This window comes from Micrococcus sp. IITD107 (genome assembly GCF_041927415.1).
GTDB classification, from domain to species: Bacteria; Actinomycetota; Actinomycetes; order Actinomycetales; family Micrococcaceae; genus Citricoccus; species Citricoccus terreus.
Map to the genome: position 1 here is coordinate 103752 of NZ_JBHFFN010000001.1, position 26062 is coordinate 129813.

Here is a 26062-nt window from a genome sequence, read left to right on the forward strand (position 1 = left end):
TCCGGACTGTCAGGCTCAGCTCTGTGGTCGACGGGTCACAGTCAGGATGCGGAAGCCCTTGACGGTGTCCGCCCGCTCGGCAGTGAACTCACCGGGGGCGATCTCCTCCAGCGCGCCGCGCATCCACGGCAGCAGCGAATCCGCGCCGAGGTTCTTCTGCACCACCAGCCAGGCCGTCCCTCCGGGGGCCAGTCGCGGCAGCCACAGCAGCAGCAGCTCGTGCAGGGCCTGCTTGCCGATCCGGATGGGCGGGTTGGACCAGATCAGATCGTAGGTCTGCTCGTCCGGGACCTCGTCCGGGCGCTGAACGCTCACATTCTCCAGGCCCAGGGCGGCGGCATTGTCCCGGCACAGTCGGGCGGCGCGGTCGTTGACCTCCACGCCCAGCACCTGGGCCTCCGGACTGCGCAGAGCCAGGGTCAGCGCCAGCGGACCCCAGCCGCACCCGATGTCCAGGAACCGTCCGGACTGCGGAGGATCGGGCACCACCGAGAGCATCGCCGCGGTGCCCTTGTCGATCCCGTCGGGGGAGAAGATGCCGTTGGAGGTCTCCACCTCCACGCGGCGACCGGCCAGCTCCACGGTGAGCGTCCGTCGTCGTTCCTCTGTCCCGGGCTCGGCCGAGAAGTAGTGTGCGCCATCCATCACCGCCCGAGCCTACCGGCTTGACACGGGCCGTAGGATGGTCGCCATGTGGATCTTCCTGCGCTGAGCCCTCGCTGGCCCGCCCGTGACGGCTCCGGACCCTGCTCCTGATGAGCGGTCCGTGATCGCCCGCACCCGTCCATCATGACCTGAGGATCCACATGCCCTCTTCTCTGCACCGCACCGCCGTGCGCCTGCGGCCCTACGAGCCGCAGGATGAACGCTCCTGGCTGCGCTGCCGTGCCCTGTCCTTCCTGGACTCCCAGTACTACGACGACGTCCGCACGGCACATCCTGCGCCGTCGCCTGAGCAGGGGGAGACGGTCTCCTGGGTGGCCGTGGATGCTCAGGCGAGTGACGTCGTCGGGATCCTGGAGGTCGAGGTGGGGCAGGAGGGGACCGACGAGTCCCACCTGGCCACCATCGACACCGTGGCCGTCCACCCGGACTGGCGGGAACACGGGATCGCCTCCGCGTTGTTGGACCAGGTGATGCTGCTGCTGCCGTCTCAGGTGACCGAGCTGGACGCCTGGACCCGAGAGGACGCCGCGGCCCGGTCCTGGTACCGCTCCCGGGGGTTCGAGCTGGATCAGGAGTACCTCCACGTCTACCAGTCCTGGGATGAGACCACTCCTGGACTGACCGCCCCCACCGGGTTGCGCGGTCCGGTCACCGCCTTCTTCCACGCCGACCTCGCCGATGAGGACCACTGGCGTTCCACCTTCCGCAGGGTCCACCGCTGCGGCCGATTCCTTCGGAGGATCACGTGAGCCCACGAGACCCCACCCCAGACCACCACGACGATGGCCCAGACGCCTACCGCGTCCGGCCCACCGACTACGCTGAACAGCACACTGCAGACCAGGAGACCATGACCCACGCATCCGACCCCCAGAACGAGTCCCAGATCCAGGACGTGATCGACCGGATCCTCGCCGCTGACGCGGCCCGGGCCTCCTCACACAGCACCGACGCCCGTCAGCCGGAGGCCGACCAGAGCGAGGGACTGCTCTCCGGCCGCGCGCTGGCCCTGTCCGAGGGCGGACACGGACACACCACCGAGGACGGTGAACAGTACGACCTGGCCGCACGCCAGGCCCTGCGCCGTGTGGGAGGACTCTCCACCGAACTCGAGGACGTCACCGAGGTCGAGTACCGCCAGCTGCGCCTGGAGCGCGTGGTGCTCGCTGGCATCTGGACCGAGGGCACAGCCGAGGACGCCGAGAACTCCCTGCGCGAGCTCGCCGCCCTGGCCGAGACCGCCGGCTCCGAGGTGCTGGACGGCGTCATCCAGCGGCGCCACACCCCGGACCCGGCCACGTTCCTGGGCAAGGGCAAGGCCGAGGAGCTGCGTGAGATCGTGGCCATGACCGGTGCGGACACCGTGGTGGTCGATTCCGAGCTGGCCCCCTCCCAGCGCCGCGCTCTGGAGGATGTGGTCCGTGTCAAGGTGATCGATCGGACCGCCCTGATCCTGGACATCTTCGCCCAGCACGCCAAGTCTCGTGAGGGCAAGGCACAGGTGGAGCTGGCACAGCTCGAGTACCTGCTGCCACGCCTGCGCGGCTGGGGCGAGTCCATGTCCCGTCAGGCCGGTGGCCGTGCCGCCGGCGGTGAGGGCATCGGCTCTCGTGGCCCCGGTGAGACCAAGATCGAGCTGGACCGTCGCCGGATCCGCACCCGGATGGCCAAGCTGCGCAAGGACATCGCCGCCATGAAGCCGGCCCGCGAGACCAAGCGGGCCAACCGCAGGCGCAACCGGGTGCCGTCCGTGGCGATCGCCGGATACACCAACGCCGGCAAGTCCTCTCTGCTCAACCGCCTCACCCACGCTGGCGTGCTGGTGGAGAACGCCCTGTTCGCGACCCTGGACCCCACCGTCCGCAAGGCGGTCACCCCGGACGGCATCGGCTACACGCTCTCGGACACGGTCGGCTTCGTCCGGTCACTGCCCACCCAGCTGGTGGAGGCTTTCCGCTCCACTCTGGAGGAGGTGGCCGACGCGGATGTCATCCTGCACGTGGTGGACGCGTCCCATCCGGATCCGGAGGGCCAGATCGCCGCCGTGCGTCAGGTGTTCACCGATGTGGATGCCCGCCGGATCCCGGAGATCATCGTGCTGAACAAGGCCGATGCCGCGGACCCGTTCGTGATCGCCCGCCTGCGTCAGCGTGAGCCGCGCTCCGTGGTGGTCTCGGCGCGCACCGGTGAGGGGATCGACCAGCTGGAGCAGATGATCTCCGAGGCCATCCCGCGGCCGAACGTCGCCTTGGACCTGCTGATCCCGTTCACCCACGGAGAGGTGGTCTCACGACTGCACTCACCCGAGGCGGAGATCATCTCCGAGACCTACGAGGCCGAGGGGACCCGGCTGCGCGTGCTGGTGCGGGAGGACATCGCCGACGAGCTGCGTCCCTACATCCAGGGCAGTGGCCCCGCCGCATGACCTCGAGCAGGACCCAGCAGGGCACAGAGGCGCATCAGCCGCCGGAGACCGAGCCCCGTACGGACGCCGAACGCGAGGCGCTGCGCCTGTTGGACGCCGCTGTGGAGGCCCTGGGCGGGCAACGGCGGGACGGGCAGCGGCGCATGGTGGTCGAGGTGGCCCGGGCCCTGGAGACGGGCACCCACCTGCTGGTCCAGGCCGGCACCGGCACCGGCAAGTCGCTGGCCTACCTGGTGCCCGCCCTGCGGCATGCCGTCGACGCAGAGAAACCGGTGGTGGTGGCCACCGCCACGCTCGCGCTGCAGGCACAGATCATGCACCGGGACGCGCCGGCGCTGCTGGAGGCGCTTCAGGGCGAGCTGCCGCGGCCACTGGACGTCGCCCTGGTCAAGGGGCGGGCCAACTATCTGTGCAAGCACAAGATCGAGGGAGGATTCCCGGACGAGGACGGTCAGACGCTGTTCGGGATGGCCGACGACGGTGAGGCCATGACTGGGATGGCGGCCGCGAGCACGGATCCCACGACCCCGCTGGGGCGTGAGGTTCGGCGCCTGCGCGAATGGGCCGAGGAGACCGAGACGGGTGACCGGGATGACCTGGACCCGGGAGTCTCCGACCGGGCCTGGCGGCAGGTCTCCGTCTCGGCAGTGGACTGCATCGGACCTCAACGGTGCCCGATGGCCGAGGAGTGCTTCTCCGAACGGGCGCGGTCCCAGGCCGCTGACGCCGACGTGGTGGTCACCAACCACGCCATGCTGGCGATCAGCGCCTTCGAAGGGCTCGCGGTGCTCCCTGAATTCGATGCGGTGATCGTGGACGAGGCGCACGAACTGCAGGACCGAGTCACCGGAGCGGTGACCGGACAGCTCTCCGGAACCATCGTGCAGGCCGCTGTCTCCTCCGTGCGCCGGCACACGGCTGCGGCCGTGGAGGACCTGTCCCAGGCCGGAGCCGCGCTGGATGCGGCCTTCGCCGCCACGCCCACCGGGCTGCTGCCGCAGGGGCCCAACGAACTGCAGCAGAACGCCCTGCGCGCCGTCAGCCACGCCGCCCGGCAGGCACTGAGCGACTCCAAGCCCACTGGAGGGGCGTCGTCGGGAAGCGGGGAGTCCCCCGGGGGAGCGGACAGCGGCCGACAGATGGCCCGGGCCCGCCTGCTCACCGTCCTGGAGGTTGCCGACCGCATCCTGGCCGCGGTGCCGGACACCGAGCACCCTGAAGTGGTGTGGGCCAGTCGGCCCGGTCACTTCGAACCGGGCGTGGGATGGGTGCCCGGGGACGAGACCGCGCCTCCCGTGCTGTACGTGGCACCCCTGTCCGTGGCCGGGAAGCTGCGTGAGGGACTGTTCGGACAGGCGACGGGTGTGCTGACCTCGGCCACACTCGCGGTGGGGTCCTCCTTCGACCCGGTCGCCGGATCGCTCGGACTGATGGGGCAGGGAGCACCTCGGTGGACCGGAATCGATGTCGGCAGCCCCTTCGACTATCCACGTCAGGGGGTGCTCTACGTGGCTCGGCACCTGCCCCGTCCCGGTCGCACCGCCAGTCCGGAGTCATGGGACGAGCTCGAATCCCTGCTGCGGGCATCCCGCGGCGGGGCCCTGTGCCTGTTCTCCTCCAAGAGGGCCGCCGAGGATGCCGCTGAGGCGATGCGCACCCGGCTGGGGCCATCACCGCAGATCCTGTGCCAGGGGGACGCGACGCTGTCCGCGCTGGTCCGCCAATTCGCTGCGGAACCGGACACCTCCCTGTTCGGCACGCTCAGCCTGTGGCAGGGCGTGGACGTGCCCGGTGAGGCCTGCCGACTGGTGGTGATCGACCGGATTCCGTTCCCGCGCCCGGACGATCCGTTGGCCACGGCCCGCTCGCGGGACATCGCCCGTCATGGCGGCAACGGTTTCATGGCGGTGTCCGCCACGCACGCGGCCATCCGTCTGGCCCAGGGGGTGGGACGTCTGATCCGCACCCAGGAGGACCGCGGCGTGGTGGCCGTCCTGGACCCCCGGCTCGCGACCGAGCGCTACGGCGGCTACCTCCGCTCCACGCTGCCCGACTTCTGGGGGACCACCGACCCTCAGGTGGTCAAGGGCGTCCTGGAGCGGCTCAGAGGGCCCGCAGCACCGTGACGACCTTGCCCATCACGGTGGCGTGGTCGCCCAGGATGGGTTCGTAACTGCTGTTCTGCGGCAGCAGCCAGGTGTGTCCGTCCCTCTGGCGGAAGGTCTTCACCGTGGCCTCGTCGTCCAGCAGGGCCGCCACGATCTCACCGTTCTGTGCTGAGCTCTGACGCCGCACCACGACCCAGTCGCCATCACAGATGGCCGCGTCCACCATGGAGTCTCCCGAGACCTTCAACATGAACAGCTCGCCTTCACCGGTGAGCTGACGCGGCAGCGTCATGACGTCCTCGACCTGCTGGTCGGCCAGGATCGGACCACCTGCGGCGATCCGGCCGACCAACGGGACCGGCACGGCCGAGCCCTCGACGGCGGCCGTGTGCAGAGCGGTCACCGTGGCCCCACGGTGCTCGGTGGTCGAATCGCCCGGCTGGACGGAGCCGGATCCCAGAGGCGTGGATCCATGCTGCACGGGTGCGCCGTCGGCATCCAACAGCACCTCCATGGCCCGGGGTCGGCCGGGGTGGCGACGGATGTAGCCCCACTTCTCGAGCTGGGAGAGCTGGTGGGTCACCGAAGACAGGGACGCCAGTCCAGCGGCGTCGCCGATCTCGCGCATGGACGGTGGATAACCCTGGTGGGCGATCGCCGTGCGGATCGATTCCAGGATCGCCCGCTGGCGCTCCGTCAGGGGGTGCGGCCCCTGTCCATCGGTCTGTGCCTCGGCGCTGGTCCGGCCTGCCATAGGGATCGTCCTTATCTCGTCCGTGCTGCCTGGTGATGTGCTTCTCGGTCGGCCAGCGGTGGTTCCACTGCTGCCTGACCGTTGGATCTGACGCTACGTGAGCGTGGCCCCAGATTCAAAGATATGTTCGAACGTGTCTTGTCCGCGTTCGAACGGATGTGCTAGAACAGGAACACGTCATCCGAACATGCGTTCGATGCGTCCGGACCTTCCGGGCAGAAAGGCTGATCACCATGAGCACCACCCGTACCGCGACCGACATCCGTCTGAACCGTCGAGGCCGCTTCTTCCTGCACGGACTCCCGGTGATGATCCTTGCCGTCCTGATCACCGCAGCCGCGGTCTTCTTCGGATCCACGGCCCTGACCCCGGCCGCCGCCTCCGGCGATCAGGCTCCGGCTGCCGTGGAGACCCATCTCGTCGGCTACGGAGAGACGCTGTGGTCGATCGCCGGTGAGATCGCTCCGGAGCGTGATAGGACGACCACCATCGAGCAGATCGGCGCCATGAACTCTCTGACGGACAGCGAGCTGCAGCCCGGTCAGCTGCTCTACGTTCCGCAGTTCGGCTGATCTCCGAGGGCGGATCCGGGTCGGATCAGGCGGGGGCCCCACTCACCTACACTGGATGAGGCGACCGTGGGTGCGGTATGTCATCAGTCTGATGGGGGAGGACCGACACCGATGGGAGCATGGGGCCGGGGCTGGCGGGGAGCATCGAAGCCGGCGGCCTTCTCAGCGGTCGGAGCCCTGGTCATCGCCGGATCTGTCCTGTATCCCGGCATGGAGACGGCGGATCTCGACCTCCACGATGGAGCCATCTGGGTCACCAAGGAGGACAACGGGTTCATTGGGCATCTGAATCATTCCTCCCACATCCTGGACGGAGGATTCCGCGCCCCCTTCGAGAACTACTCGCTGCACCAGCAGGACGACCACGCCGTCATGGTCGATCCGGCCAGCGGTGCCCTGGTCTCCATCGACGCCTCACTGATGTCCTCAGGCGACCAGACCATGCTCCCGGCCACCGAGCACTTCGCACTCGGCGGGGGGTCCTTCTCAGCCAACTCGGCCGAGGACGGGACCGTCTTCGCGGGGACCTTCACGCCAGCTCCCGTCCTGTCCTCGGAGGACCCGCTGTATGAGGCCGACGGCGCCGTGGCCAGCACGACGACGACCACGGGGACCGTGCTTGTCGCTGACCTCGCCTCCGCAGAGCTGATCAGCTTCGTCGCCTCCGAGGACGACAACGCCTGGGAGGAGTCCTCTCGCGAGTCGCTGACAGCGCTCGCCTCGATGACCTCCCCGGTCGTCACAGCCGTTGGAGACACCGGCGTCGTCGTGGATGCCGACTCCGGGACGGTGGTCTGGCCTGGGGGTCAGGTCCAGGACGACCGCCTGGTCGGGGCCGTTCCCCAGCCGGCCGGACCGAACTCCGGTGTCGTGGGACTGGCCACGTCTGCCGAGCTGCTGAGTGTGCGACTGGAGAACGGATCGGTCACCTCGGTGCCCCTGTCCGCGCCGGACGACGCTGCCGCCGGGGCCCTTCAGCCGGGCGGATCCGCAGACGAACGCACGATCACCGCACCGGTCTTCGCCGCCGGCTGTCTCCATGCGGCATCACGGTCCACCGGCTACTACCTGCGGGACTGCGCGGGCGACCATGATGATGAGATCGTTCCCATTCCAGAACTCTCAGGATCCGGCTCCCTGGTCTTTCGCGTCAATCGTGACCAGGTGGTGCTGAACGACACCGGCGAGGGAACCACCTGGATGGTGTTGGACCAGATGAAGGTGGTCTCGAACTGGGACGACCTGGAGCCCCCGAAGGGGAAGGGCGAGGACACCGAGGAGGAGTCCGACGAGGTCACCCAGCAGACGGCTCTGCCGGAGCGCCAGGAGGAGAACCGGCCCCCCGTGGCCGTCGATGACAGCTTCGGTGTGCGGGCGGGGCGGACCACCCAGCTGCCGGTGCTCTTCAACGACTCCGACCCGGATGGGGATGTCCTGGTCGCCCGGATGGTGGGCGAACAGCCTGGCATCGGAACCGTGCAGCGCATCCTGGACGGCGTCGGACTGCAGATCGTGGTGCCCGAGGACGCGACCGGGACGGCGACGATCCGCTATGAGGCTCGGGACGGTCGTGCTGACGGCGTGGATGATGCCGAGGTCAGGCTGCGTGTGGTTCCAGAGTCGGAGAACTCCGCACCGACCCAGGAGCGGGTGCCGGTGCTGCGGGTCCCCGCCGGAGAATCCGTCTCGGCTCAGGTGCTGCCGGACTGGATCGATCCCGACGGAGACGACCTGCAGCTGGTCGGTGCCACAGCGCCGGACGATGACGCCGTCCGCACTCGCCCAGACGGCCAGTTCACCTTCCAGGACAACTCCGGTGAGGCTGGACTGCGTGAGGTCGAGCTCACGGTCTCGGACGGGAGGGAGACGGCGACCGGCAAGGTGCAGATCGAGGTCCTGGAACGGGGTAGTGTCGAGCCGCCGGTCACCTTGGCCGACCACGTGACCGTCCAGGTCGGACAGGTCGCCACGGTGACTCCCTTGGCCAACGACCAGGATCCCCTCGGCGGATCGCTGCGTCTGGCGTTCGTCCAGCAGGTGCCGGCATTGGACATCGCCTACTCGGCGTCCGGGGGGACCGTCCAGATCTCCGGGGATTCCCCGGGCACCCACTACCTGGAGTACATCGCCGCCAATGAGCTGGACTCTGCCCCGGGCCTGATCCGGGTGGACGTGGTGGACAGCGACGAGGACAGCGGACTCCCCGTGGCCGTACGTGACACCGCCCTGCTGCCGGCAGGAGGGGACGTGCTGGTGAACGTCCTGGGCAATGACACCGATCCGTCGGGCGGGATCCTGGTCGTCCAGGGCGTCCGACCGGTCACCGGCGACTCCGGTGGAGCCGCACCCATCAAGGTCGCCGTCGAAGACTTCAACCACATTCGGGTGGTGGACACCGGTGGGCTGGCCCGCCCCATCATCTTCACCTACGAGGTCTCCAACGCCCAGGGCACCTCTCTGGGCGAGGTCACCGTCGTCCCGCTTCCCCAGCCAGAGGTGCTGGAGCCCCCAGTGGCTGTCCCGGACACCGCGGTGGTCCGGGTGGGCGACGTGGCCACGATCGACGTCCTGGCCAATGATGTGCACCCCAACCAGGAGGACCTCATCCTTGAGCCGGAGCTGGCCGAGGCGCCGTCTCCGGAGCGTCTCGACGCCTTCACCTCCGAAGGGAAGCTGCGAGTCCAAGCCGGGAACGACCCCGGAAGGACCCAGGTCTCCTACACCGTCCGTGGTCCGGACGGCCAGAGGGCCTCGGCAGTCGTGGACATCACCATGGTCGCCATGGACCGTGCGAACAACTCTGCCCCTGTTCCGCCCACGGTGCGGTCTCGGGTGTTGGCAGGCGAGTCCGTGTCCATCCCCATCGCCCTCGAAGGATCTGATCCGGACGGCGACTCGGTCACCCTGGTCGGCGTGGACTCGCCCCCGAAGCAGGGCTCGGTGCGCATGGAGCAGGGCCGCCTGGTCTACCGCGCGGCGGACGACTCCGCCGGCACCGACACCTTCACCTACCTGGTGACCGATCGTCTCGGTGCCACTGCGGTCGGAACGGTCTCGATCGGCATCGCCCGGTCCCTGGAGGTCAACCATCCGCCCGTCGCCCTGGACGACTCCGTCGAGGTCAGACCCGGGCGCACCTTCACCACCAACGTGCTGGCCAACGACGCCGACCCGGACGGAGACCAGGTGGCGCTGGTGCGTGACGGATTCACCCCCAGCATCCCGGAGACCTCCATCGAGATCATCGAAGGCCGGGTCCAGGTCACGGCGCCCGAGGAACCGGGCTTCCTCAACATCACCTACACGATCGCCGACCCGGCAGGAGCCCAGGACACGGGCAACCTGGCTGTGACCGTCAGCCCGGAGGCACCTCTGCTGTCGCCGATCGCTCGGGATGATGTCCTGGGACACGAACAGATCGCCGATGAGGACCAGGTCGTCGTCTCGGTCCTGACCAATGACGAGGATCCCGACGGTGCCGTCGGGGACCTCACCGTGACCGTGGACGATGCTGCGGCGGAGGCCGGGGTGCAGGTCGACGGCCAGGACGTCGTGGTCCCCGTCGGCTCCGGAGCCCAGACGGTGAAGTACACGGTCACCGACATCGACGGGAATGTCGGCCACGCCTTCATCCTGGTCCCCGGCAACGACAACAGGCCGCCGTGGCTGGTGACGGGGGAACCGCTGCAGGTCATGGCAGGGGAGTCCCTCGACGTGGACCTCGAGGACCATGTCGGCGTCCGAGACGGCCGTCGTCCCCGGCTGACCGAGGACTCCTCCGCCACTGCGGCTCCCACCAGTGCCTCGCTGGAGGTGCGGTCTGCCACGACGATGGCGTTCACCGCGGCCGAGGACTTCTCCGGGAACGCCTCGGTGAACGTCACCGTCACCGACGGCGAGAACGGCACGGATCCGAACGGCCTGGTCTCCACGCTCTCGATCCCGGTGACGGTGCTTCCCCGGCCCGAACAGAACAACCCGCCCAGGGTGCAGTCCACCCAGATGCAGATCGAACAGGGCGGGGATCCGGTGACCCTGGACCTGGCACCGCTGGCCAGCGATCCGGACGGGGATGACCTGAGCTTCGCGCTGGGGGAGCGCTCTGGGGATCTGGCGGCCACGCTGGAGGGGACCGTGCTGACGGTGACTCCGGCCGCCAATGCACGGAGAGGCGGGGCCGGATCCGTGGACTTCACGGTCACGGATGGGAACTCGGACCCGGTGGCGGCCAGGGTGTCGGTCGCCGTCGTCGGGACCTCACGCGAGCTGCCCCGTGCCATCGCCGATCTCGTCCAGGACGCCCGGTCCGGCGATCCGGTGGTGGTGCCCGCGCTGGAGAACGACGTCAATCCGTTCCAGGGCGAGGCCCCGTTGACCATCGTCGACACCCAGGTCGTGGTCGGCGAGGGCACTGCAACCACTGATGGCACCACGGTGACGGTGACGCCTGGCGCGAGCTGGTCCGGGCGCATGAGGGTCACCTACACCATCCAGGACATGACCCAGGACCAGGCGCGGCAGGCCCGTGGTGAGATCACGGTGGTCGTCAAGGGTGCGCCCGGCGCCCCCGGGGTGCCTCGCATCGAGGGGATCGACGACGGCCAGGTCTCCCTGTCCTGGGCTGCTCCGCCCGACAACGGCGCGCCGATCACGGGATACACCGTCACCGACACCACCACCGGCAGGACACAGGCCTGCAGCTCCACCACCTGCACCATCACGGGACTGGAGAACGCGGTGGAGCACCGGTTCACGGTGACGGCGACGAACGAGGTCGGTGAATCCGATCCTTCGGGAGCCTCTGCCCCGGCTGTCCCGGATGTGCGACCGGAGATGCCCGCCGCCCCGTCTGCGACGGCCGAGGACGGACGGGTCGACCTGACCTGGACGCCGCCGGCGAATCGCGGATCGGCGATCACCGAGTACCGTGTGCAGATCTCACCGGCGCTCTCCGGGGGCGCGACCCGCAGCACCGGGGCCACCACGTCGCTGCGGTGGGACGGTCTGGGCAACGGCGTGCCCTACCGGTTCCGGATCCAGGCACTGAACCAGGCGGACGAACCCTCGGAATGGTCTCCGTGGTCGGTGGACGTCACCCCTGCGGGCAAGCCGTTCGCGCCGGGCACGCCCACGGCCGCCCGAGATCAGTCCGTCGTCGATGGCGGTGTGGTCCGGGTGGCGTGGTCGGCGGCCGATGACAACGGCGCCCCCTTGAGCGGGTACACGGTGACCGCCTACGCCGGGAACTCCGTGGCCGGCACTCGGCAGGTCGGGGCCGGGGCCACCTCGCTGTCCTGGTCCGGGCTGGAGAAGTCCACGGCCTACCGCTTCTCGGTGACCGCCACCAACAGCAAGGGTGATTCCCCCTCGTCGGGGCAGTCCTCGGCAGTGACGCCGTTCGGACTGCCGGGTGCCGTGAGCAGTGTGCGCACGTCGGCGACCGGTCAGGACAACACCCTGAGCCTGTCCTTCTCCGGTGCCGCCGCCAACGGCTCGCCGGTCCGGTACGAGTACTCCCTCGGCGGCGGGTGGACGAGTCTCGGTGCGGCCACCTCGGACACCATTCGGGTTCCGGCCAACGGGTCCACCTACACCGTCTCGGTGCGCGCGGTGAATGAGGCCGGCTCCGGCCCGACGGCTTCCGCCACCACAGTGGCCGCCTACGGGCCGTACGCCATGCCGCAGATCGCCGCCTCGTCTCACCAGGGCGGCGTGAAGTTCAGCTGGAACCCGGACACGGTCCGCGCGGGCAACGGCCGTTCGGTGACGTTCGCCGTCACGGTGAACGGCTCCAGCGTTCCCAACTCCGGCTCCTATGAGTCCCCGCAGACCAAGACGGCAACGGACTATCGGATCCAGATCCAGGTCTGCGCCGCCGGCGGGGCGGACTGTCAGGTGGCCGGCCAGTCGGCGCGTTCCGAGCCGATCCCGGACCCCACGGCGCGTCTGAGCGTGGGTCCGAAGTCCTCGATCTCCACGTGCACCGAGAACGGCGGCACGGAGTACTCGAACTGCTGGGACACCCAGATGGACTTCATCGGATTCCCGCCGGGTGAGCTCGCCGTGACCTGCACGCCGCGGGGAGCCGAGGGCTCGCATCGAGCCGGCGAGCTCTACGAGTACGCGACCGGCACTGTCACGATTGGTGCGGACGGCACCTACTCGGGTGTCCCCAGGTTCTGCATCCTCCATGACGGCCATAGCGACTTCCGCCTCCGCATGAAGGAACACGGCGTCGAGTCCAACGTCATCTACGGCCCCTGGCCGTAGGCCGGTCCCGCCCAGCGCCCGGTGATGTGCTGAGCAGGCACGTCACCGGAAGGCCGCGGCGCACGGCACCGCCTAGGCTGTCCGGGTGAGTGAGCAGGACAGAACTTCGACCCAACACGCCCTGGAGGCCTTGCCGCTGCGCGAGAACCTCCGCGGACTGACCCCCTATGGTGCACCGCAGCTGGATGTTCCGGTGATGCTCAACACCAACGAGAACACCCATCCGGTCCCGGAAGAGGTCGTCGCAGCCGTCACCGCCTCCGTGGCCGAGGCCGCCGCCACCCTCAACCGCTACCCGGACCGGGAGTTCACGGTGCTGCGCCAGCGCCTGGCCAAGTACCTGGGACACGGTCTCTCGGAGACGAACCTCTGGGCGGCCAACGGATCCAACGAGGTCCTGCAGCAGATCCTGCAGGCCTTCGGCGGCCCCGACCGTACCGTGCTCAGCTTCCCGCCCACCTACTCCATGTACCCGCTGCTGGCCTCCGGCACGGACACCGAGTACCTGGCCGGACAGCGTGCAGAGGACTTCTCCCTGACCGCCGAGTCGGCCGCCGCTCAGGTGCGCGAGCATCGGCCGAATCTGACCATCCTGTGCTCCCCGAACAACCCCACCGGCACCGCACTGGGCCTGGACGTCGTGGAAGCGGTCTATGAGGCCGCCTCAGAGTCCCACGGCATGGTGATCGTGGACGAGGCCTACGCCGAGTTCGCGCTGGCAGGCACCGAGTCCGCCCTCTCCCTGCTTCCGGGGCGCCCCCGTCTGATCGTCACTCGGACCATGTCCAAGGCGTTCGCCCTGGCCGGTGCACGTCTGGGCTACCTGGCCGCCGCACCGGAGGTCACCGATGCCCTGCGACTGGTCCGCCTGCCCTATCACCTCTCTGCCGTCTCGCAGGCCACGGCCGATGCCGCACTGCAGCACGTCGAGGTCCTCCTGCAGAACGTGGAGGACATCAAGGCCCAGCGGGACCGGATCGTCGACGAGCTGCGCGCCCTCGGGCTGTCCCCAGCGGTGTCCGACTCCAACTTCGTCTTCTTCGGCGGGCTGGAGGACGCGCACGCCACCTGGCAGGGGCTGCTGGACCACGGTGTGCTGGTCCGCGACGTCGGCATCCCCGGCCACCTGCGCGTCACGGCGGGCACGGAGGCGGAGACCACGGCCTTCCTGACGGCGCTGCGCCAGGTCCTGGACCGGTAGTCCTGGGGGCGTAGCACCCCGCCGAGGCCCGACGACGGCCAGTAGACTCGAGTGGTCGAATCCACCTTCCAGCGGGAGGGCGGGCACGACAGTCTCTCCTCCCGATCAAGAATGGACACAGTGTGATGAGCGCGGAGCGCCTCGAAGGCCGCAAGGCACGCATGCAGCGGACCACCAGTGAGTCGGACGTGCTGGTGGAGATGGACCTGGACGGGACCGGACAGGCCACGATCTCCACCACCGTGCCGTTCTACGACCACATGCTCACCGCGCTGGCCAAGCACTCCCAGATCGACCTGACCGTCCAGGCCACGGGAGACACCCACATCGACGTCCACCACACGGTGGAGGACGTGGCCATCACCCTGGGTGAGGTCCTCAAGGCCGCCCTGGGGGACAAGAGTGGCATCCGCCGCTTCGGCGAGGCCAGCGTGCCGTTGGATGAAGCCCTGGCCCGTGCCGTCGTCGACGTCTCCGGCCGTCCCTACCTGGTGCACACCGGTGAGCCGGAGGGCCAGCAGTACCACCTGATCGGCGGCCACTTCACCGGGTCGATGACCCGCCATGTCTTCGAGTCCATCACCTACCACGCCTCGATCTGCCTGCACATGGACGTGGTTCGGGGTCGGGACCCCCACCACATCGTCGAGGCGCAGTTCAAGGCGTTCGCCCGTGCCCTGCGTGCCGCAGTGGAGGATGACCCCCGCGTGCAGGGCATCCCCTCCACCAAGGGTGCCCTCTGATGGCCGGTGCCCGTCCGTCCGTGGCCGTGCTGGACTACGGCTCCGGGAACATCCACTCCGCCGTGCGCGCCCTGGAGCGCGCCGGTGCTGAGGTGAGCCTCACCGCCGACCCGGACACCGTGATGAACGCCGCTGGCCTGGTGGTGCCCGGAGTGGGCGCCTTCGCCTCGGTCATGCAGGCACTGCAGCAGGTCGGCGCCACCCGCTGGATCGGGCGGCGCGTCGCCGGAGGCCGCCCCGTCCTGGGCATCTGCGTGGGGCATCAGATCCTCTTCGAGGCCGGTGTGGAGCACGGCGAACGGACGGAGGGCATGGGGGAGTGGCCCGGTGTGGTCGAGGCCCTGCCGGCGCCGATCGTCCCGCACATGGGCTGGAACACGGTCCGGCCTCCGGAAGGCTCGCAGCTGTTCCGGGGGATCGAAGACGAACGGTTCTACTTCGTCCACTCCTATGGCGTGCTGAACTGGGACTTCGATCAGACGATCCAGCACATCCGCCCCCCGCAGGTCACCTGGGCCCACCACGGTGCGGACTTCATCGCCGCGGTGGAGAACGGGCCGCTCTCAGCCACCCAGTTCCACCCGGAGAAGTCCGGGGACGCCGGGATGCAGCTGCTCTCCAACTGGCTGGAGACCCTCTGATGCCCTGGTGGACCACCCTGATGATCGCCTTCGGCGGACTGCTGCTGGGCGGGGCCTGGTCGCTGCGCCAGCAGAAGGCCCCCACCTGGCTGTGGGTCGCCGTGGCGATCTGCGCCGTGATGGCCGTGATCGCCGGCATCCTGCTGGCCCTGCCCGGCGACGCCTGACACCTTCCACCCGTCCCCATCCCCGAGAGGACCCCACCATGACCCAGACCACTCCCACCACCGGACCCGCGCTCGAGCTGCTGCCTGCCGTGGACGTGCAGGACGGCCAGGCCGTGCGCCTGGTCCAGGGCGAGGCCGGTTCGGCCACCTCCTACGGCGACCCGTTGGAGGCCGCCCTGGCCTGGCAGAACGCCGGTGCCGAATGGATCCACCTGGTGGACCTGGACGCCGCCTTCGGCCGCGGGGACAACCGCGATGTCATGGCCCGCGTGGTGGACGAGCTGGGCGTGAAGGTGGAGCTCTCCGGCGGCATCCGGGACGATCAGTCCCTGGAGAACGCCCTGGCCATGGGCGCCACCCGCGTGAACCTGGGCACCGCCGCCCTGGAGGACCCGGAATGGACGGCCCGGGTGATCGAGCGCTTCGGTGACCAGATCGCCGTCGGGCTCGATGTCCGGGGCACCACCCTGGCCGCCCGCGGCTGGACCAAGGAGGGCGGGGACCTCTGGGAGGTGCTGGCCCGCCTGGAGCAGGCCGGCTGCGCCCGCTACGTGGTCACCGACGTCACCAAGGACGGCACCCTGCGCGGCCCCAACACCGAGCTGCTGGCTGAGGTCTGCCAGAAAACGCGCAAGCCCGTGGTGGCCTCCGGGGGCATCTCCTCTCTGGAGGACGTGGCGGCGCTGTACGCCATGGTCGGCACCGGGGTGGAGGGGGCCATCATGGGCAAGGCCCTCTACGCCGGACGCTTCACCCTGGAGCAGGCGCTGCTGGTCTCGCGCGGTGTGTCCGTGGAAGATGCCGTGCGGCAGTCGCCCACCCCTGCCGCTGAGTGACCGTGCCCTCAGAGTCCTCGAACCACTCCGGCGCCGAGCGGCACCTGCCCGGGCACATCCAGGCCGCGATCGACCGCAACCTGGCCCGCCAGCACCGCGACGACCAGGGCCGTCCCGCAGACTCCGCTGGCGTGGCGTGGGAGGGGCGTGACCTGAGTGGGCCGGGCATCGAGGGCTCAGCGAATCCGCTGCACGCCTTCGACCACGACGACGGCACGACAGACCCAGCATGGGCAGCGGTGCTCGGCCGGCTGGCTCAGGGCGAGGCCGACGAAGCCGATGTGGTCCGCACGCTCTCCCGGATGCGGGTGTTCGCCGCTGTGGTCCCGACGGTGGCTGAGACCTCGGAGCACGAGCACTCCGGACACGATCATGAGCACGGCGAGACCCTGCACGGGGACAAGGCGGCGGACGTCGCTCTGGTCTCCCTGCAGTCCCGGGACGGACGCCGTGCCCTGCCGGTGTTCAGCTCGGTGCCGGCACTGACCAGCTGGAACCCGCAGGCCCGGCCGGTGGCCGCCTGGATGCCCCGAGCCTGCCTCTCGGCGGTGGACGAGGGCAACGAGCTCGTGGTGGTGGACCCCGGTGCGGAGACCACATTCGTGGTGCGCCGCCCTGCCGTGTGGGCTCTGGGCCAGCAGCAGGACTGGACGCCGTCCTATCAGGATCCGTCCCTGGCCCGCGCTGTGGGATCCGTGGTGGACCTGGTGCCGGGGCTGGAGCGGATCGGACTCGCCCCCGGAGCCGGGGTGGCCACCCAGACCGCGTCCGGACAGGTGCTGCCCGGAGGCGGAGCGGGCCCGGAACTCAAGATCGTGGCCTTCCCCGAACCCGGCATGGACGAGGCCGGCCTGCGGCTGATGGCAGCCACCCTGCAGCAGCTGCTGGGAGAGATCCCCACTCTGGCCGAACGGGCCGACTCCGTGGAGATCACCGTCCAGACGGGCTGAGACGGTGTCCTCCACGCTGGTGCCGGGTCCAGCTGGTCACATCGCCGTCGGTGGCGGTCAGGATCCCGTGTCCTCCAGGGATCGGCCCAGCCGGGAGAAGACCTGCAGCAGGGTCTCGATCTCCCGCTCGTCCAGCTGATCCAGGAAGTCCCGCCGGACCTGCCGCGTGTGCACGGCGGCCGCCTTGCGGAAGACCCGGCGGCCAGCGTCGGTCAGCTCCGCCTCAGAGCCGCGTCGATCGTCCGAACAGGGCTGACGGGTGACCAGCCCCCGAGCCTCCAGCGTCTTGACCTGGTAGGTCAGACGGGAGGGGGAGAACACCATCTGGCTGGCCAGCTGTCCCATGCGCAGTCGGTGGCCCGGAGCCTCGCTGAGCAGCAGCAGCACGTTGTAGTCGCCCAGGGACAGGTTCACCTGATCCTTCAGATGCCGTTCAGCGCGGTCCTGCAGCAGGGCCGTGGCCTCGAAGTAGGCCCGCCAGGCCTGCAGGGCCGCGTCCTTCTCCCGGTGTTCCGGCGTGGCGGACCGTGACCAGGCGCCCTCCTGCCGCTGGGCAGGGGCGTCTTCTGCCGTCGTCGGGAGATCTGTCTGTGGAACCTCAGTTCTCGCGGAGGAGCTGGTCAAAGGGGATCACCTCCAAGGGCTTGGACTCGCCCGTGCTGCGGCGCGGCCGAGCAGGCAGCCGCCCGACGACCTCGGCGAAGTCCACACCGGCCGCGCGCACCCGGGACTGCAGGGGAGCGGTGCGGGTGGACTCCGTGCCGCCCTCCACCTCGCCCCAGTCGTCCGAGGCAGCGAACACCGCGGTGGGCATGACCTTGGTGCGCAGGTAGCTGAAGAGCGGGCGCAGGGCGGTGTCGATCATCAGGGAATGCCGGGCGGTGCCGCCGGTGGCGCCGAGCAGCACCGGCACGTTCGTGACCGAGCCGTCCTCCACCAGGTCCCAGAAGGACTTGAACAGCCCCGAGTAGGAGGCCTTGAAGGTGGGGGAGACGGTGATGATGCCATCGGCCTGCTCCACCTGGGACAGGGCCTGGGTCAAGGCCTCCGAGCGGGCGGGGTTGACCATGGCCTCGGCGAGGTCGGTGGCCAGCAGACGCAGCTCGATCACGTGCACCTCCGGGACGATGCCGCGATCCGAGAGGTAGGACGTGGCGGCCTCGGCCAGCCGATCGGCCAGCTTGCGGGTGGAGGAGGGGTCGCTCAGCCCACCCGAGACCACGGCGATGTGCCGGGCCTGCGGGGTGAACGGATGCGTGGACTCGAAGGCGGACTCGAAGCCTGAGTCGAACGCGTTCTGGCTCACTTCTGCTCCTTCGCGCTCTGCTGCTCGGCCTCGGCCAGGGCCTGCTGGCGGTCGGCGTAGGCCTGGGATCCCTCGGCGCCGCCGGGCACCGGATCCTCGCCGCGGCGGTGACGCTCCACCAGGAACTCATGGGTGGGCGCCTCGGGGACATCGGCCGGCTTGAGGGCCGCAAACTCCTGGCGCAGCACCGGCAGGACCTCCTCGCCGAAGATGTCGATCTGCTCCAGCACGGTCTCGGTGGGCAGGCCGGCATGGTCGATCAGGAACATCTGACGCTGGTAGTCGCCCACCCAGTCGCGGAACTCCAGGGTGCGCTCGATGACCTGCTGCGGGGAGCCCACGGTCAGCGGGGTCATCCGGGAGAACTGCTCCAGGGACGGGCCGTGGCCGTAGACCGGGGCGTTGTCGAAGTACGGACGGAACTCCTTGACGGCGTCCTGGGAGTTCTTGCGCATGAAGGCCTGTCCGCCCAGGCCGACATAGGCCTGGTGGGCCTTGCCGTGGCCGTAGTACTCGTAGCGCTGGCGGTAGAGCTGCACCATCTGGATGATGTGCTCCCTGTTCCAGAAGATGTTGTTGTGGAAGAACCCGTCACCGTAGTACGCGGCCTGCTCGGCGATCTCGGGAGAGCGGATGGAGCCGTGCCACACGAAGGGGGCCACACCGTCCAGCGGCTGCGGGGTCAGGGTGAAGTCCTGCAGGGGGGTGCGGAACCGGCCCTGCCAGTCCACGGTCTCCTCGTGCCACAGGCGGTAGAGCAGGTTGTAGTTCTCCACGGCCAGGTTGATGCCCTGGCGGATGTCCTTGCCGAACCAGGGGTAGACCGGGCCGGTGTTGCCGCGGCCCATGGTCAGGTCCACTCGGCCGTCGGCCAGGTGCTGCAGGTAGGAGTAGTCCTCGGCCAGGCGCACCGGGTCCATGGTGGTGATCAGTGTGGTGGCGGTGGAGAGGGTGAGCTTCTCCGTGGTGGCCGCCAGGTAGGCGAGCAGGGTGGGCGGATTGCCCGGAGCCACGAACGGGGGGTTGTGGTGCTGACCGGTGGCGAAGACCTCGAAGCCGGCCTGTTCGGCGTGCTGGGCGATTCGGACGGTGTCCTTGATGCGCTGGTTCTCGGTGGGAGTCGTGCCGGTGGTGGGGTCGGTGGTGATGTCACCGATGGTGAAGATACCGAACTGCATGGGATGCTCCTTGGCGATGCGCGGGTCCGAATCAGGATCCTAGTCGTTGAAATTTGAATCACCTGGCACAACGACGCCTACCTCGAGAGTATTCCCTCACTTTTGAAACGCTCCACCCTCCACGCGCGGTGATCTCTGTCTCGGTGGACGTCGCGGTCCGCTCCGCCCAGACTGAGGTGCATGAGCCCGCGTCCCACGCCACCCGCCCAGCCTCCGTCCGAGCGATCCGCACCAGACCCCGGCCAGGCGCACGTCCTGGTGCTGCAGCAGACCACCGGGATGCTCTCCAACGACTTCGCGATCGAGGACGCCCAGGGCCGGCCGATCGCCCAGGTGCACACGCGCGGTTCGGGACTGGGGCGGATGTTCTTGGGCAGCCGGCAGTTCGAGATCACCGATCTGAACGGTGCCACCCTGTTCCACGTGCAGGACCTGGCCACCCTGGGACGAGACCGGTACCAGGTGCTGGACGCCGCCGGCGGTCCGATCGCCCGGATCATCCAGCGCTTCACGTTCTTCTCCAAGCAGGTGGACCTGGAGGTCGCCGACGGCACGGTGCTCACCCTGCGCGGCAGCCTGTTCGAGTACGACTTCCAGATCGTGGCCGGATCCACGCAGGTGGCCGCGGTCAGCCGGCAGTGGTCGGGCCTGGGCCGCGCCCTGATGGGGCACAGCACCTATGTGCTGCGCCTGGACCCGGGGATGCCCGAGCTGGTGCGCTATGCGGTGATCGGCGGCGTGATCGCCCTGGACCTGATCCGCGAGAAGGAGTCCCGGCGCCGGCGCCGCTGACACGGACCGACAAGCTCTCCTGGCCAGGCCAGGCCGCCAGCGTCACCGGGGGACGGCAGAGCGCTGAGAGTCGGCCCGCTGGAACCGCTGTGTCACCCAGAGCCGCATGATCGCCTCAGTCTGATCGGTGCTCCACGGCTTCTCCGGGTCAGCGGGGACCAGCTCGTCCACCCAGCCGGCGCCGTCAGAGAGCTCCACATAGTGCTGGTCCGGGCCCAGCGGAGTCATCTGCGTCCAGATCGAGGTGTGCTCCCCGTGGATCAGGGTCAGGTACTGGAAAGCATCCGGATCGGCATCCGCCCGGGCGATCACCTCCTCGAGCAGATGGCGGAACTGCACCCAGGACTGCAGCACCGCCGGCCCGGCCATCTCCTCGGTGACGTAGAGGTGCTGCGGCTCCGGTTCACTCTCGGTCAGCGGATCCACCCACGGCAGACGTGCGGTACCCGTCTCCCACTGGGACATGTACTGCAACAGCTCCTCCACCGGTGCCGGGGCAGCGGCTGCCAGGGAGGGCGTGGGGGCGGTGGTGACGGGGTCGGCCAGGGTGGTGGTCATCGTCTCTCCAATCGTGGACAGGGTGGGCGTGCGGTGTGATCGGACATCTCGGAGTGCACCAGAGACCCCGGACGGAATAAGCCCACCGCGCTCGCGGAGCCAGCACCTCTGATCAGGGTCTACCCTGGTGTGGTGTCTGCCCGGCTGTGTGGCTGTGAGGCGACCTGCAAGCATCCGGCGCGTGCCGTCGTCGGGAACCATCACTCTGCCCGCATCCTGCGGGACCGCACTGGAGGTGCCGTGGACTTCGCCGCGTACGGTCGGCTGCTGCAGGATGCGCGTCTGCGCCGACTCCTGGGCGTGGGGTTCATCGCCCGGTTCCCGCACTCCGCGGCCGGTGTGATCCTGACCCTGCACGTGGCTGTGACCCTGGGCATGGGCTACGGCATGGCCGGCCTGGCCGCCGCCGCCATGACCCTGGGGATCGCCGTGGGCGCACCGTGGCGCGGACGTCAGGTGGACAAGCACGGTCTGCGCCGGGCCCTGATCCCCTCGGTGATCGCCGAGGGGCTGATCTGGACGGCGGTCCCGCACCTGCCCTTCCCGTGGATGCTGCTGGCGGTGTTCTTCGGCGGTGTCTTCTCCCTGCCGATCTTCTCCGTGGTGCGCCAGTCCCTGGGCGTGCTCACGCGCGGCCCGGACCGGCAGACCGCCTTCGCCCTGGACTCGATCATCACCGAGACCATCTTCATGATGGGCCCGGCCCTGGGCGCCGTGGTGGCCACCAGCTGGTCCAGCGTGTGGGGGCTGATGATCGTGGGCTGGTCCGGGGCGGTGGCCGGTCTCTACCTGATGTGGTTCAACCCGCCCACCCGCTCCTCCCAGATCATGGCCCCCTCCCGCCCGGACGACTACACCGAGGAGGAGGACCAGCAGCGGGCCGTGCAGAGCGCTGTCCACGGCGCCCCAGCGCATCTGGACCTGACCGCCCCGGAGGTCCACACCGGCACCCTGCCGCGGATCAACCCGGATGGCACCCTCTCGGATGCGGACCAGCAGATTCCCGACGACGCCGCACCGGCAGGTGCCCCCGGCACCTCCCGCGGTGGCTGGGTGGGCAGGATGCGCACCCAGTTCTCCTGGGTGAGCGCCCAGGCGCTCGCGGTCCTGGTGGTCTCGATGGCCGCGGGCATCCTGATGGTGGGCACCGAGGTGTCCCTGGTGGCCGAGCTGGAGGCCGCGGGCATGGCCGGCCAGGTGGGCATCGTGTACGCGTTCTGGTGTGGCGCCTCGGCGATCGGCGGGCTGCTGTACGGGGCGATGAACACCAAGGTCTCCCCGCTGGTGCTGATGACCCTGTTCGCGCTGTGCGCCCTGCCGCTGGCGTTCGTGGACGGGGTGTGGCCGCTGGCCCTCGTCTCGATCGTCTCCGGACTGTTCACCGCCCCCACCTTGGCGGCGGCGTCCTCGATGCTCTCGCACATCGTGCCGGAGGAGCGCCGCGGCGAGGCCATGGGGTACTACGGTTCGGCCATGACCGCCGGTGCCGCCATGGGTGCACCGATCGCCGGTGTGTTCATCGACCTGATCTCCCCGGAGGGGGGGTACATCTTCGCCGCCGGCGTGGCCCTGCTGATGGTGGCCGCCGCCTACGTGGTGCGGGCCTTCCGCCGGCGGGGCCGGGCCCGGGCCTAGGGTTCGGCGACGGACAGCTGGACGGCCACGCCCGGGGCGGGGTGGTCTGGATCGATCAGCACGGCACGGGCGGGGACCTCATGCACCGGGATGAGGCTCGGCCAGACCATCCGGTGCTCCGGAGTGGTTCCGTAGGGGACGTGGAAGCGGGTGGGGATCAGCCCGAGCAGACGCCCTCCGGCCAGTTCTCGGCCGCCGAAGACCGCGGCCGAGATGAGGCGCGCGGGGCTGTCTCTGAGCAGGGCCGCCAGGCGTTCCTCGAACGTCTCGAAGGTGCCTGCTGTCCGCTGCCCGGCGATCCGGCCCCACTGGGTGGCCACGATCAGCACCTGATCCCCCTCCTCGCGCCACGCGCTGAGGCGCTCCCAGATCCGCCCGAGGGCATCGGGGTCAAGATCATCCTGGCTGAGCCACAGGTCCTTGGAGTCGCACCCGCTCGGCGATCGGTGCGCCGGCCGGGGGAGCCAACCGCCGCCGTCGAGAATCACCAGGTGGGACGAGCCGGAGGTGACGCGGTCATGTCCCATCTGGTCCAGCAGTGCGTGTGCGACCGCGGGAAGCCCGCCGGCTTCGGTGCCGATCCACGCGGCTGGTCCGTCGTGGAACGGCCTCCAGGCATGGACCTGCTGACGTCGGTGCCGTGGCTCGTCCACCAGCCCCAAGGGCACCTCGCCGGGGCGCGGAGCCGGGCTGTTCGGAGACGCCGAGGCGGACCAGCGGTCCGGCAGCCCGGGCAGCACCACGGGCTCAGGTCTCGGCAGCCCGGCGCTGCGGCAGAGCGTGGAGACATGCTCCACCAGTTCGGGCCAGCTGGCGACCGAGGCGTCGCCTCCTGTGCTCTGCGGGTGCCAGGGGCGCAGCGTCGTGGTGGAGGACAGGGCCGCGAAACGGGCCGTGCGGAACCGCTCGACGGCACGGCCTCCCCGGCGCATCACGGCCCGGCCGGGCTCATCAGCCGGGATGGCCGCGGCTGCTGCGGATCCGACCAGGTCCCAGGACTCCTGTTCTGAGGCGGTGCGCAGGGAGATGACCGTGCCCATGTTCGACCTGACATCCGGTCCCACGGCGCCCTGGGCACGCTGAGTGGCCAGCAGAAGATGGAATCCCAGGGAGCGTCCGGTGGCGGCCAGTCGCATCAGGACGGAGCTCGCGTGAGGGTGCTCATCGACCAGGACTCGCAGCTCATCGACGGCGACGATCAGTCGTGGCAGGTCCTGGGCCGGGTGCCGTGCGCGGTAGGCGGGGTAGTCCGGGACGTGGGCGTCCAGGAAGAGCCGTTCCCGCCGGTGCAGCTCGGCCGAGAGCGCATCCAGGGCGCGCATGGACGTGGCACCGGTCAGATTGGTCTCCACCGACATGGTGTGGGGCAGGGCGTCCAGGACCGAGAACGAGGATCCGCCCTTGAAGTCGAGGAGGATGAAGGACACCTCAGCTGGACCGTGACGGCTGGCCAGGCCCATCAGCAACGAGAGCACGAGCTCTGACTTCCCCGAGCCAGTGGTGCCGGCGACCAGCACGTGGGGGCCGTCCGCCACGAGGTCCAGGACGGTGGGCTCCTCTGCCAGGTCCAGCTGGACGGGAAGTGACTGGACCGCAGAGCCCTGTGGCGGTGCTGCGCTCACCTGCATCAGCTCTGCCGCTGGTGAGGTGCAGTTCTGCCGGTGTGTGGGCAGCGGCACCCCCAGCAGTTCATCGCTCATCCAGTCCAGGGTCGCGGAGGAGATGCCCGCCCACTGCAGCTGACTGTAGGTCACCCCCTCCAGGCGTGCGGTGGCGTTGTCCAGATCCACCAGGTCCCCCTGGGAGCCCGGGGGGTCTTTCGCTGGCGACGAGGTCAGATGGACTGTGCCCCATCCCGGTGGCGCAGTGGCAGGAGAGCCGCCCCAGGACAGGACCGTTCCACCTCGGCCGACCTCGGCTGCGGCCATGAGCTCGTGCCGATCCTGGCCCTCGCGGCGCAGCAGGACCCCACGGCCGCTGGACTGTGCGTCTCGGAGCAGCTGGAGCAGAACCCAGTGCAGGACCGCTTCCACCTCGGCTGGTCGCCCCCGGACCACGGTCAGTTGACCGGGACCGATCGGTGAGACGGCCGGTGCACGAGTGGTGCTCCACGGATCCAGCTTCTGCCGGGTCCGCGCCGAGGAGGGGCTGGCAAGGTCCAGGGGGACGGTCACGGTCGCGTGGCCCCAATGCAGCACGGGGCCGGACTCCTCGTCGCCCGACGGCGCGGATCCCGATTCGGCTCCAGGATGGCGCAGACCACAGCGGTCGGGATCGATCGACCTGCAGGCCAGTGCGACGTCGGCGGGATCGGGCACTGAACGACCACGAGCCATGACGAGTCGATCCGTCAGTTCAGAAATGCTCCTGCCGAAGTCGCTCTGCGCTCGCCGATGCTGATGCCAGAGCACAGCGGCGACCAGGACGGAGACCGAGCTGAACAGCAGGAAGTACCAGTGGCCTGTCACCACTGCCATCACCACACCGATCAGCAGGGGGCTCAAGGCCATCACCGCCTGCAGTGCCCAGGACGGTCGTGCCGGTGGAGGGCCAGGGGCGACACGAAGAGGGGGCAGCGGCCCGGCCGGCCGCAGGGGCGCAGAGGAGCCGCGGACCAGGTGGAGTTCAGTCTCTCCGAGGCACAGCGGGGTGCCCGGAATCCATGGGCGCACTGTTCCGTCCTGGTGGATGAGGACGTCCTCGTTCCCCAGGGCCACCCGCAGGTGCAGGGCGGAGAGACAGGGATCGGCGATCCTCATCTGTGCCGATGATCGGCCCACCGTCAACCCCGACCGTGCCAGGGGCACCAGGCGGCCGCTGTCCGCTCCGGCCCGGGTGACCAGCACCAGTTCGGGGCCGTCGTCCGCAGATCGGGCCGAGTGATGGCCGCGTGCGTCCCGGTGCGGTCGCGCCACGATCTGCAGGGGTCGGCTGGTGCGAAGGGCGCGGCAGATGTCCTCGCCGGGGATCCGATGCAGGGGCACCGTCAGCCCTGTCCTTGTCCGGGCGCCGAACGCCATTCCGGGCAGATGCTCGGTCAGCACCTGCTCGAGTTCTGCGCCCGAGGCCGGCAGGCGGCCGGAGACCTCCCAGAGCGCGGGCTGGCCGTCGTTGAGCCCGAGGATCCTCACCAGCATGCTTCTCCCTCCAGTCGGTCTCCATGCTGACGTAGAACGGGGACGCGGTCAGAGACCACGGGATGAGGCTGTGGAAAACTTTCGGTTCGGGCTCCCGAGCAGCCCGGACTGTGGGGGATTGTC

The 26062-nt window shown here is 69.5% G+C and carries 20 protein-coding genes; 13 read left to right on the forward strand and 7 right to left on the reverse strand.

Annotated elements, in window-relative coordinates; all coding sequences use genetic code 11:
• Positions 1 to 15 precede the first annotated feature (15 nt).
• Positions 16 to 645 (reverse strand): class I SAM-dependent methyltransferase, encoded by a 630-nt coding sequence (locus tag ACEXHE_RS00495; RefSeq protein WP_374784349.1) that lies wholly within the window; start codon positions 643 to 645, stop codon positions 16 to 18.
• A gap of 161 nt (positions 646 to 806) precedes the next feature.
• On the opposite strand from ACEXHE_RS00495, the gene ACEXHE_RS00500 reads away from it, so the two are divergent.
• The 3 genes from ACEXHE_RS00500 (at position 807) to ACEXHE_RS00510 (ending at position 5217) form a co-directional block, all read left to right on the forward strand.
• Positions 807 to 1415 (forward strand): GNAT family N-acetyltransferase, encoded by a 609-nt coding sequence (locus ACEXHE_RS00500; protein ID WP_374784350.1) that lies wholly within the window; start codon positions 807 to 809, stop codon positions 1413 to 1415.
• Between the two features lie 101 nt (positions 1416 to 1516).
• Positions 1517 to 3091, forward strand: coding sequence for a GTPase HflX (hflX, locus tag ACEXHE_RS00505; protein ID WP_374784828.1), 1575 nt, complete (start codon positions 1517 to 1519; stop codon positions 3089 to 3091).
• Positions 3088 to 5217 (forward strand): ATP-dependent DNA helicase, encoded by a 2130-nt coding sequence (locus ACEXHE_RS00510; protein WP_374784351.1) that lies wholly within the window; start codon positions 3088 to 3090, stop codon positions 5215 to 5217. The genes hflX and ACEXHE_RS00510 overlap by 4 nt, the downstream gene beginning before the upstream one ends.
• Here the strand turns inward: ACEXHE_RS00510 and lexA are convergent.
• Positions 5195 to 5953 carry a transcriptional repressor LexA gene (gene lexA / locus ACEXHE_RS00515; RefSeq protein WP_091694954.1) on the reverse strand — a complete coding sequence of 253 codons (759 nt, stop codon included), beginning with the start codon at positions 5951 to 5953 and terminating at the stop codon, positions 5195 to 5197. The genes ACEXHE_RS00510 and lexA overlap by 23 nt on opposite strands.
• Before the next feature lie 233 nt (positions 5954 to 6186).
• Here lexA and ACEXHE_RS00520 point away from each other — a divergent pair, with 233 nt between their 5' ends.
• The 8 genes from ACEXHE_RS00520 (at position 6187) to ACEXHE_RS00555 (ending at position 17333) form a co-directional block, all read left to right on the forward strand.
• Positions 6187 to 6525, forward strand: coding sequence for a LysM peptidoglycan-binding domain-containing protein (locus tag ACEXHE_RS00520; RefSeq protein ID WP_091694951.1), 339 nt, complete (start codon positions 6187 to 6189; stop codon positions 6523 to 6525).
• 111 nt (positions 6526 to 6636) lie between these two features.
• Positions 6637 to 12795, forward strand: a complete 6159-nt coding sequence (locus ACEXHE_RS00525) for an Ig-like domain-containing protein (protein ID WP_374784352.1) — start codon at positions 6637 to 6639, stop codon at positions 12793 to 12795.
• A gap of 85 nt (positions 12796 to 12880) precedes the next feature.
• On the forward strand, positions 12881 to 13996 hold the full coding sequence (locus ACEXHE_RS00530) for a histidinol-phosphate transaminase (RefSeq protein ID WP_374784353.1): 1116 nt from the start codon (positions 12881 to 12883) through the stop codon (positions 13994 to 13996).
• Between the two features lie 125 nt (positions 13997 to 14121).
• Entirely contained in the window at positions 14122 to 14739 is a 618-nt protein-coding gene (gene hisB / locus ACEXHE_RS00535) for an imidazoleglycerol-phosphate dehydratase HisB (protein ID WP_356965798.1), read from the forward strand.
• Complete coding sequence (hisH, locus tag ACEXHE_RS00540; RefSeq protein ID WP_091694935.1) at positions 14739 to 15380, forward strand: imidazole glycerol phosphate synthase subunit HisH; 642 nt, start codon at positions 14739 to 14741, stop codon at positions 15378 to 15380. Before hisB ends, hisH begins: the two co-directional genes overlap by 1 nt.
• Positions 15380 to 15547, forward strand: coding sequence for a hypothetical protein (locus ACEXHE_RS00545; protein WP_177227825.1), 168 nt, complete (start codon positions 15380 to 15382; stop codon positions 15545 to 15547). Before hisH ends, ACEXHE_RS00545 begins: the two co-directional genes overlap by 1 nt.
• A 38-nt stretch (positions 15548 to 15585) precedes the next feature.
• On the forward strand, positions 15586 to 16383 hold the full coding sequence (gene priA, locus ACEXHE_RS00550) for a bifunctional 1-(5-phosphoribosyl)-5-((5-phosphoribosylamino)methylideneamino)imidazole-4-carboxamide isomerase/phosphoribosylanthranilate isomerase PriA (protein ID WP_091694932.1): 798 nt from the start codon (positions 15586 to 15588) through the stop codon (positions 16381 to 16383).
• Positions 16380 to 17333 carry an SseB family protein gene (locus tag ACEXHE_RS00555; RefSeq protein WP_374784354.1) on the forward strand — a complete coding sequence of 318 codons (954 nt, stop codon included), beginning with the start codon at positions 16380 to 16382 and terminating at the stop codon, positions 17331 to 17333. Before priA ends, ACEXHE_RS00555 begins: the two co-directional genes overlap by 4 nt.
• 57 nt (positions 17334 to 17390) lie before the next feature.
• On the opposite strand, the gene ACEXHE_RS00560 is transcribed toward ACEXHE_RS00555, so the two are convergent.
• From ACEXHE_RS00560 to ACEXHE_RS00570, 3 genes are read right to left on the reverse strand one after another with little or no spacing between them, the layout of a single operon-like run.
• A complete protein-coding gene (locus ACEXHE_RS00560; RefSeq protein ID WP_374784355.1) occupies positions 17391 to 17957 on the reverse strand; it encodes a MarR family winged helix-turn-helix transcriptional regulator in 567 nt (188 codons plus the stop codon).
• Positions 17932 to 18639, reverse strand: a complete 708-nt coding sequence (locus ACEXHE_RS00565) for an FMN reductase (protein ID WP_374784356.1) — start codon at positions 18637 to 18639, stop codon at positions 17932 to 17934. The genes ACEXHE_RS00560 and ACEXHE_RS00565 overlap by 26 nt, the downstream gene beginning before the upstream one ends.
• A complete protein-coding gene (locus ACEXHE_RS00570; RefSeq protein ID WP_374784357.1) occupies positions 18636 to 19817 on the reverse strand; it encodes an LLM class flavin-dependent oxidoreductase in 1182 nt (393 codons plus the stop codon). The genes ACEXHE_RS00565 and ACEXHE_RS00570 overlap by 4 nt, the downstream gene beginning before the upstream one ends.
• Before the next feature lie 180 nt (positions 19818 to 19997).
• Between ACEXHE_RS00570 and ACEXHE_RS00575 the strand changes: the two genes are divergently transcribed.
• Positions 19998 to 20609 carry an LURP-one-related/scramblase family protein gene (locus tag ACEXHE_RS00575; protein ID WP_374784358.1) on the forward strand — a complete coding sequence of 204 codons (612 nt, stop codon included), beginning with the start codon at positions 19998 to 20000 and terminating at the stop codon, positions 20607 to 20609.
• A gap of 42 nt (positions 20610 to 20651) precedes the next feature.
• On the opposite strand, the gene ACEXHE_RS00580 is transcribed toward ACEXHE_RS00575, so the two are convergent.
• On the reverse strand, positions 20652 to 21167 hold the full coding sequence (locus tag ACEXHE_RS00580; protein ID WP_374784359.1) for a hypothetical protein: 516 nt from the start codon (positions 21165 to 21167) through the stop codon (positions 20652 to 20654).
• Positions 21168 to 21407: 240 nt separating this feature from the next.
• Here ACEXHE_RS00580 and ACEXHE_RS00585 point away from each other — a divergent pair, with 240 nt between their 5' ends.
• Positions 21408 to 22802: an MFS transporter gene (locus ACEXHE_RS00585; protein ID WP_374784360.1), complete on the forward strand. Its 1395-nt coding sequence runs from the start codon at positions 21408 to 21410 to the stop codon at positions 22800 to 22802.
• On the opposite strand, the gene ACEXHE_RS00590 is transcribed toward ACEXHE_RS00585, so the two are convergent.
• Positions 22799 to 25939 carry an FtsK/SpoIIIE domain-containing protein gene (locus ACEXHE_RS00590; protein ID WP_374784361.1) on the reverse strand — a complete coding sequence of 1047 codons (3141 nt, stop codon included), beginning with the start codon at positions 25937 to 25939 and terminating at the stop codon, positions 22799 to 22801. The genes ACEXHE_RS00585 and ACEXHE_RS00590 overlap by 4 nt on opposite strands.
• Positions 25940 to 26062: the final 123 nt, after the last annotated feature.

Coding starts and splice junctions, on each gene's coding strand:
- ACEXHE_RS00495 (WP_374784349.1), bottom strand. CDS start 645: ATGGATGGCGCACACTACTTCTCGGCCGAGCCCGGGACAGAGGAACGA.
- ACEXHE_RS00500 (WP_374784350.1), top strand. CDS start 807: ATGCCCTCTTCTCTGCACCGCACCGCCGTGCGCCTGCGGCCCTACGAG.
- hflX (WP_374784828.1), top strand. CDS start 1,517: ATGACCCACGCATCCGACCCCCAGAACGAGTCCCAGATCCAGGACGTG.
- ACEXHE_RS00510 (WP_374784351.1), top strand. CDS start 3,088: ATGACCTCGAGCAGGACCCAGCAGGGCACAGAGGCGCATCAGCCGCCG.
- lexA (WP_091694954.1), bottom strand. CDS start 5,953: ATGGCAGGCCGGACCAGCGCCGAGGCACAGACCGATGGACAGGGGCCG.
- ACEXHE_RS00520 (WP_091694951.1), top strand. CDS start 6,187: ATGAGCACCACCCGTACCGCGACCGACATCCGTCTGAACCGTCGAGGC.
- ACEXHE_RS00525 (WP_374784352.1), top strand. CDS start 6,637: ATGGGAGCATGGGGCCGGGGCTGGCGGGGAGCATCGAAGCCGGCGGCC.
- hisB (WP_356965798.1), top strand. CDS start 14,122: ATGAGCGCGGAGCGCCTCGAAGGCCGCAAGGCACGCATGCAGCGGACC.
- hisH (WP_091694935.1), top strand. CDS start 14,739: ATGGCCGGTGCCCGTCCGTCCGTGGCCGTGCTGGACTACGGCTCCGGG.
- ACEXHE_RS00545 (WP_177227825.1), top strand. CDS start 15,380: ATGCCCTGGTGGACCACCCTGATGATCGCCTTCGGCGGACTGCTGCTG.
- priA (WP_091694932.1), top strand. CDS start 15,586: ATGACCCAGACCACTCCCACCACCGGACCCGCGCTCGAGCTGCTGCCT.
- ACEXHE_RS00570 (WP_374784357.1), bottom strand. CDS start 19,817: ATGCAGTTCGGTATCTTCACCATCGGTGACATCACCACCGACCCCACC.
- ACEXHE_RS00575 (WP_374784358.1), top strand. CDS start 19,998: ATGAGCCCGCGTCCCACGCCACCCGCCCAGCCTCCGTCCGAGCGATCC.
- ACEXHE_RS00580 (WP_374784359.1), bottom strand. CDS start 21,167: ATGACCACCACCCTGGCCGACCCCGTCACCACCGCCCCCACGCCCTCC.
- ACEXHE_RS00590 (WP_374784361.1), bottom strand. CDS start 25,939: ATGCTGGTGAGGATCCTCGGGCTCAACGACGGCCAGCCCGCGCTCTGG.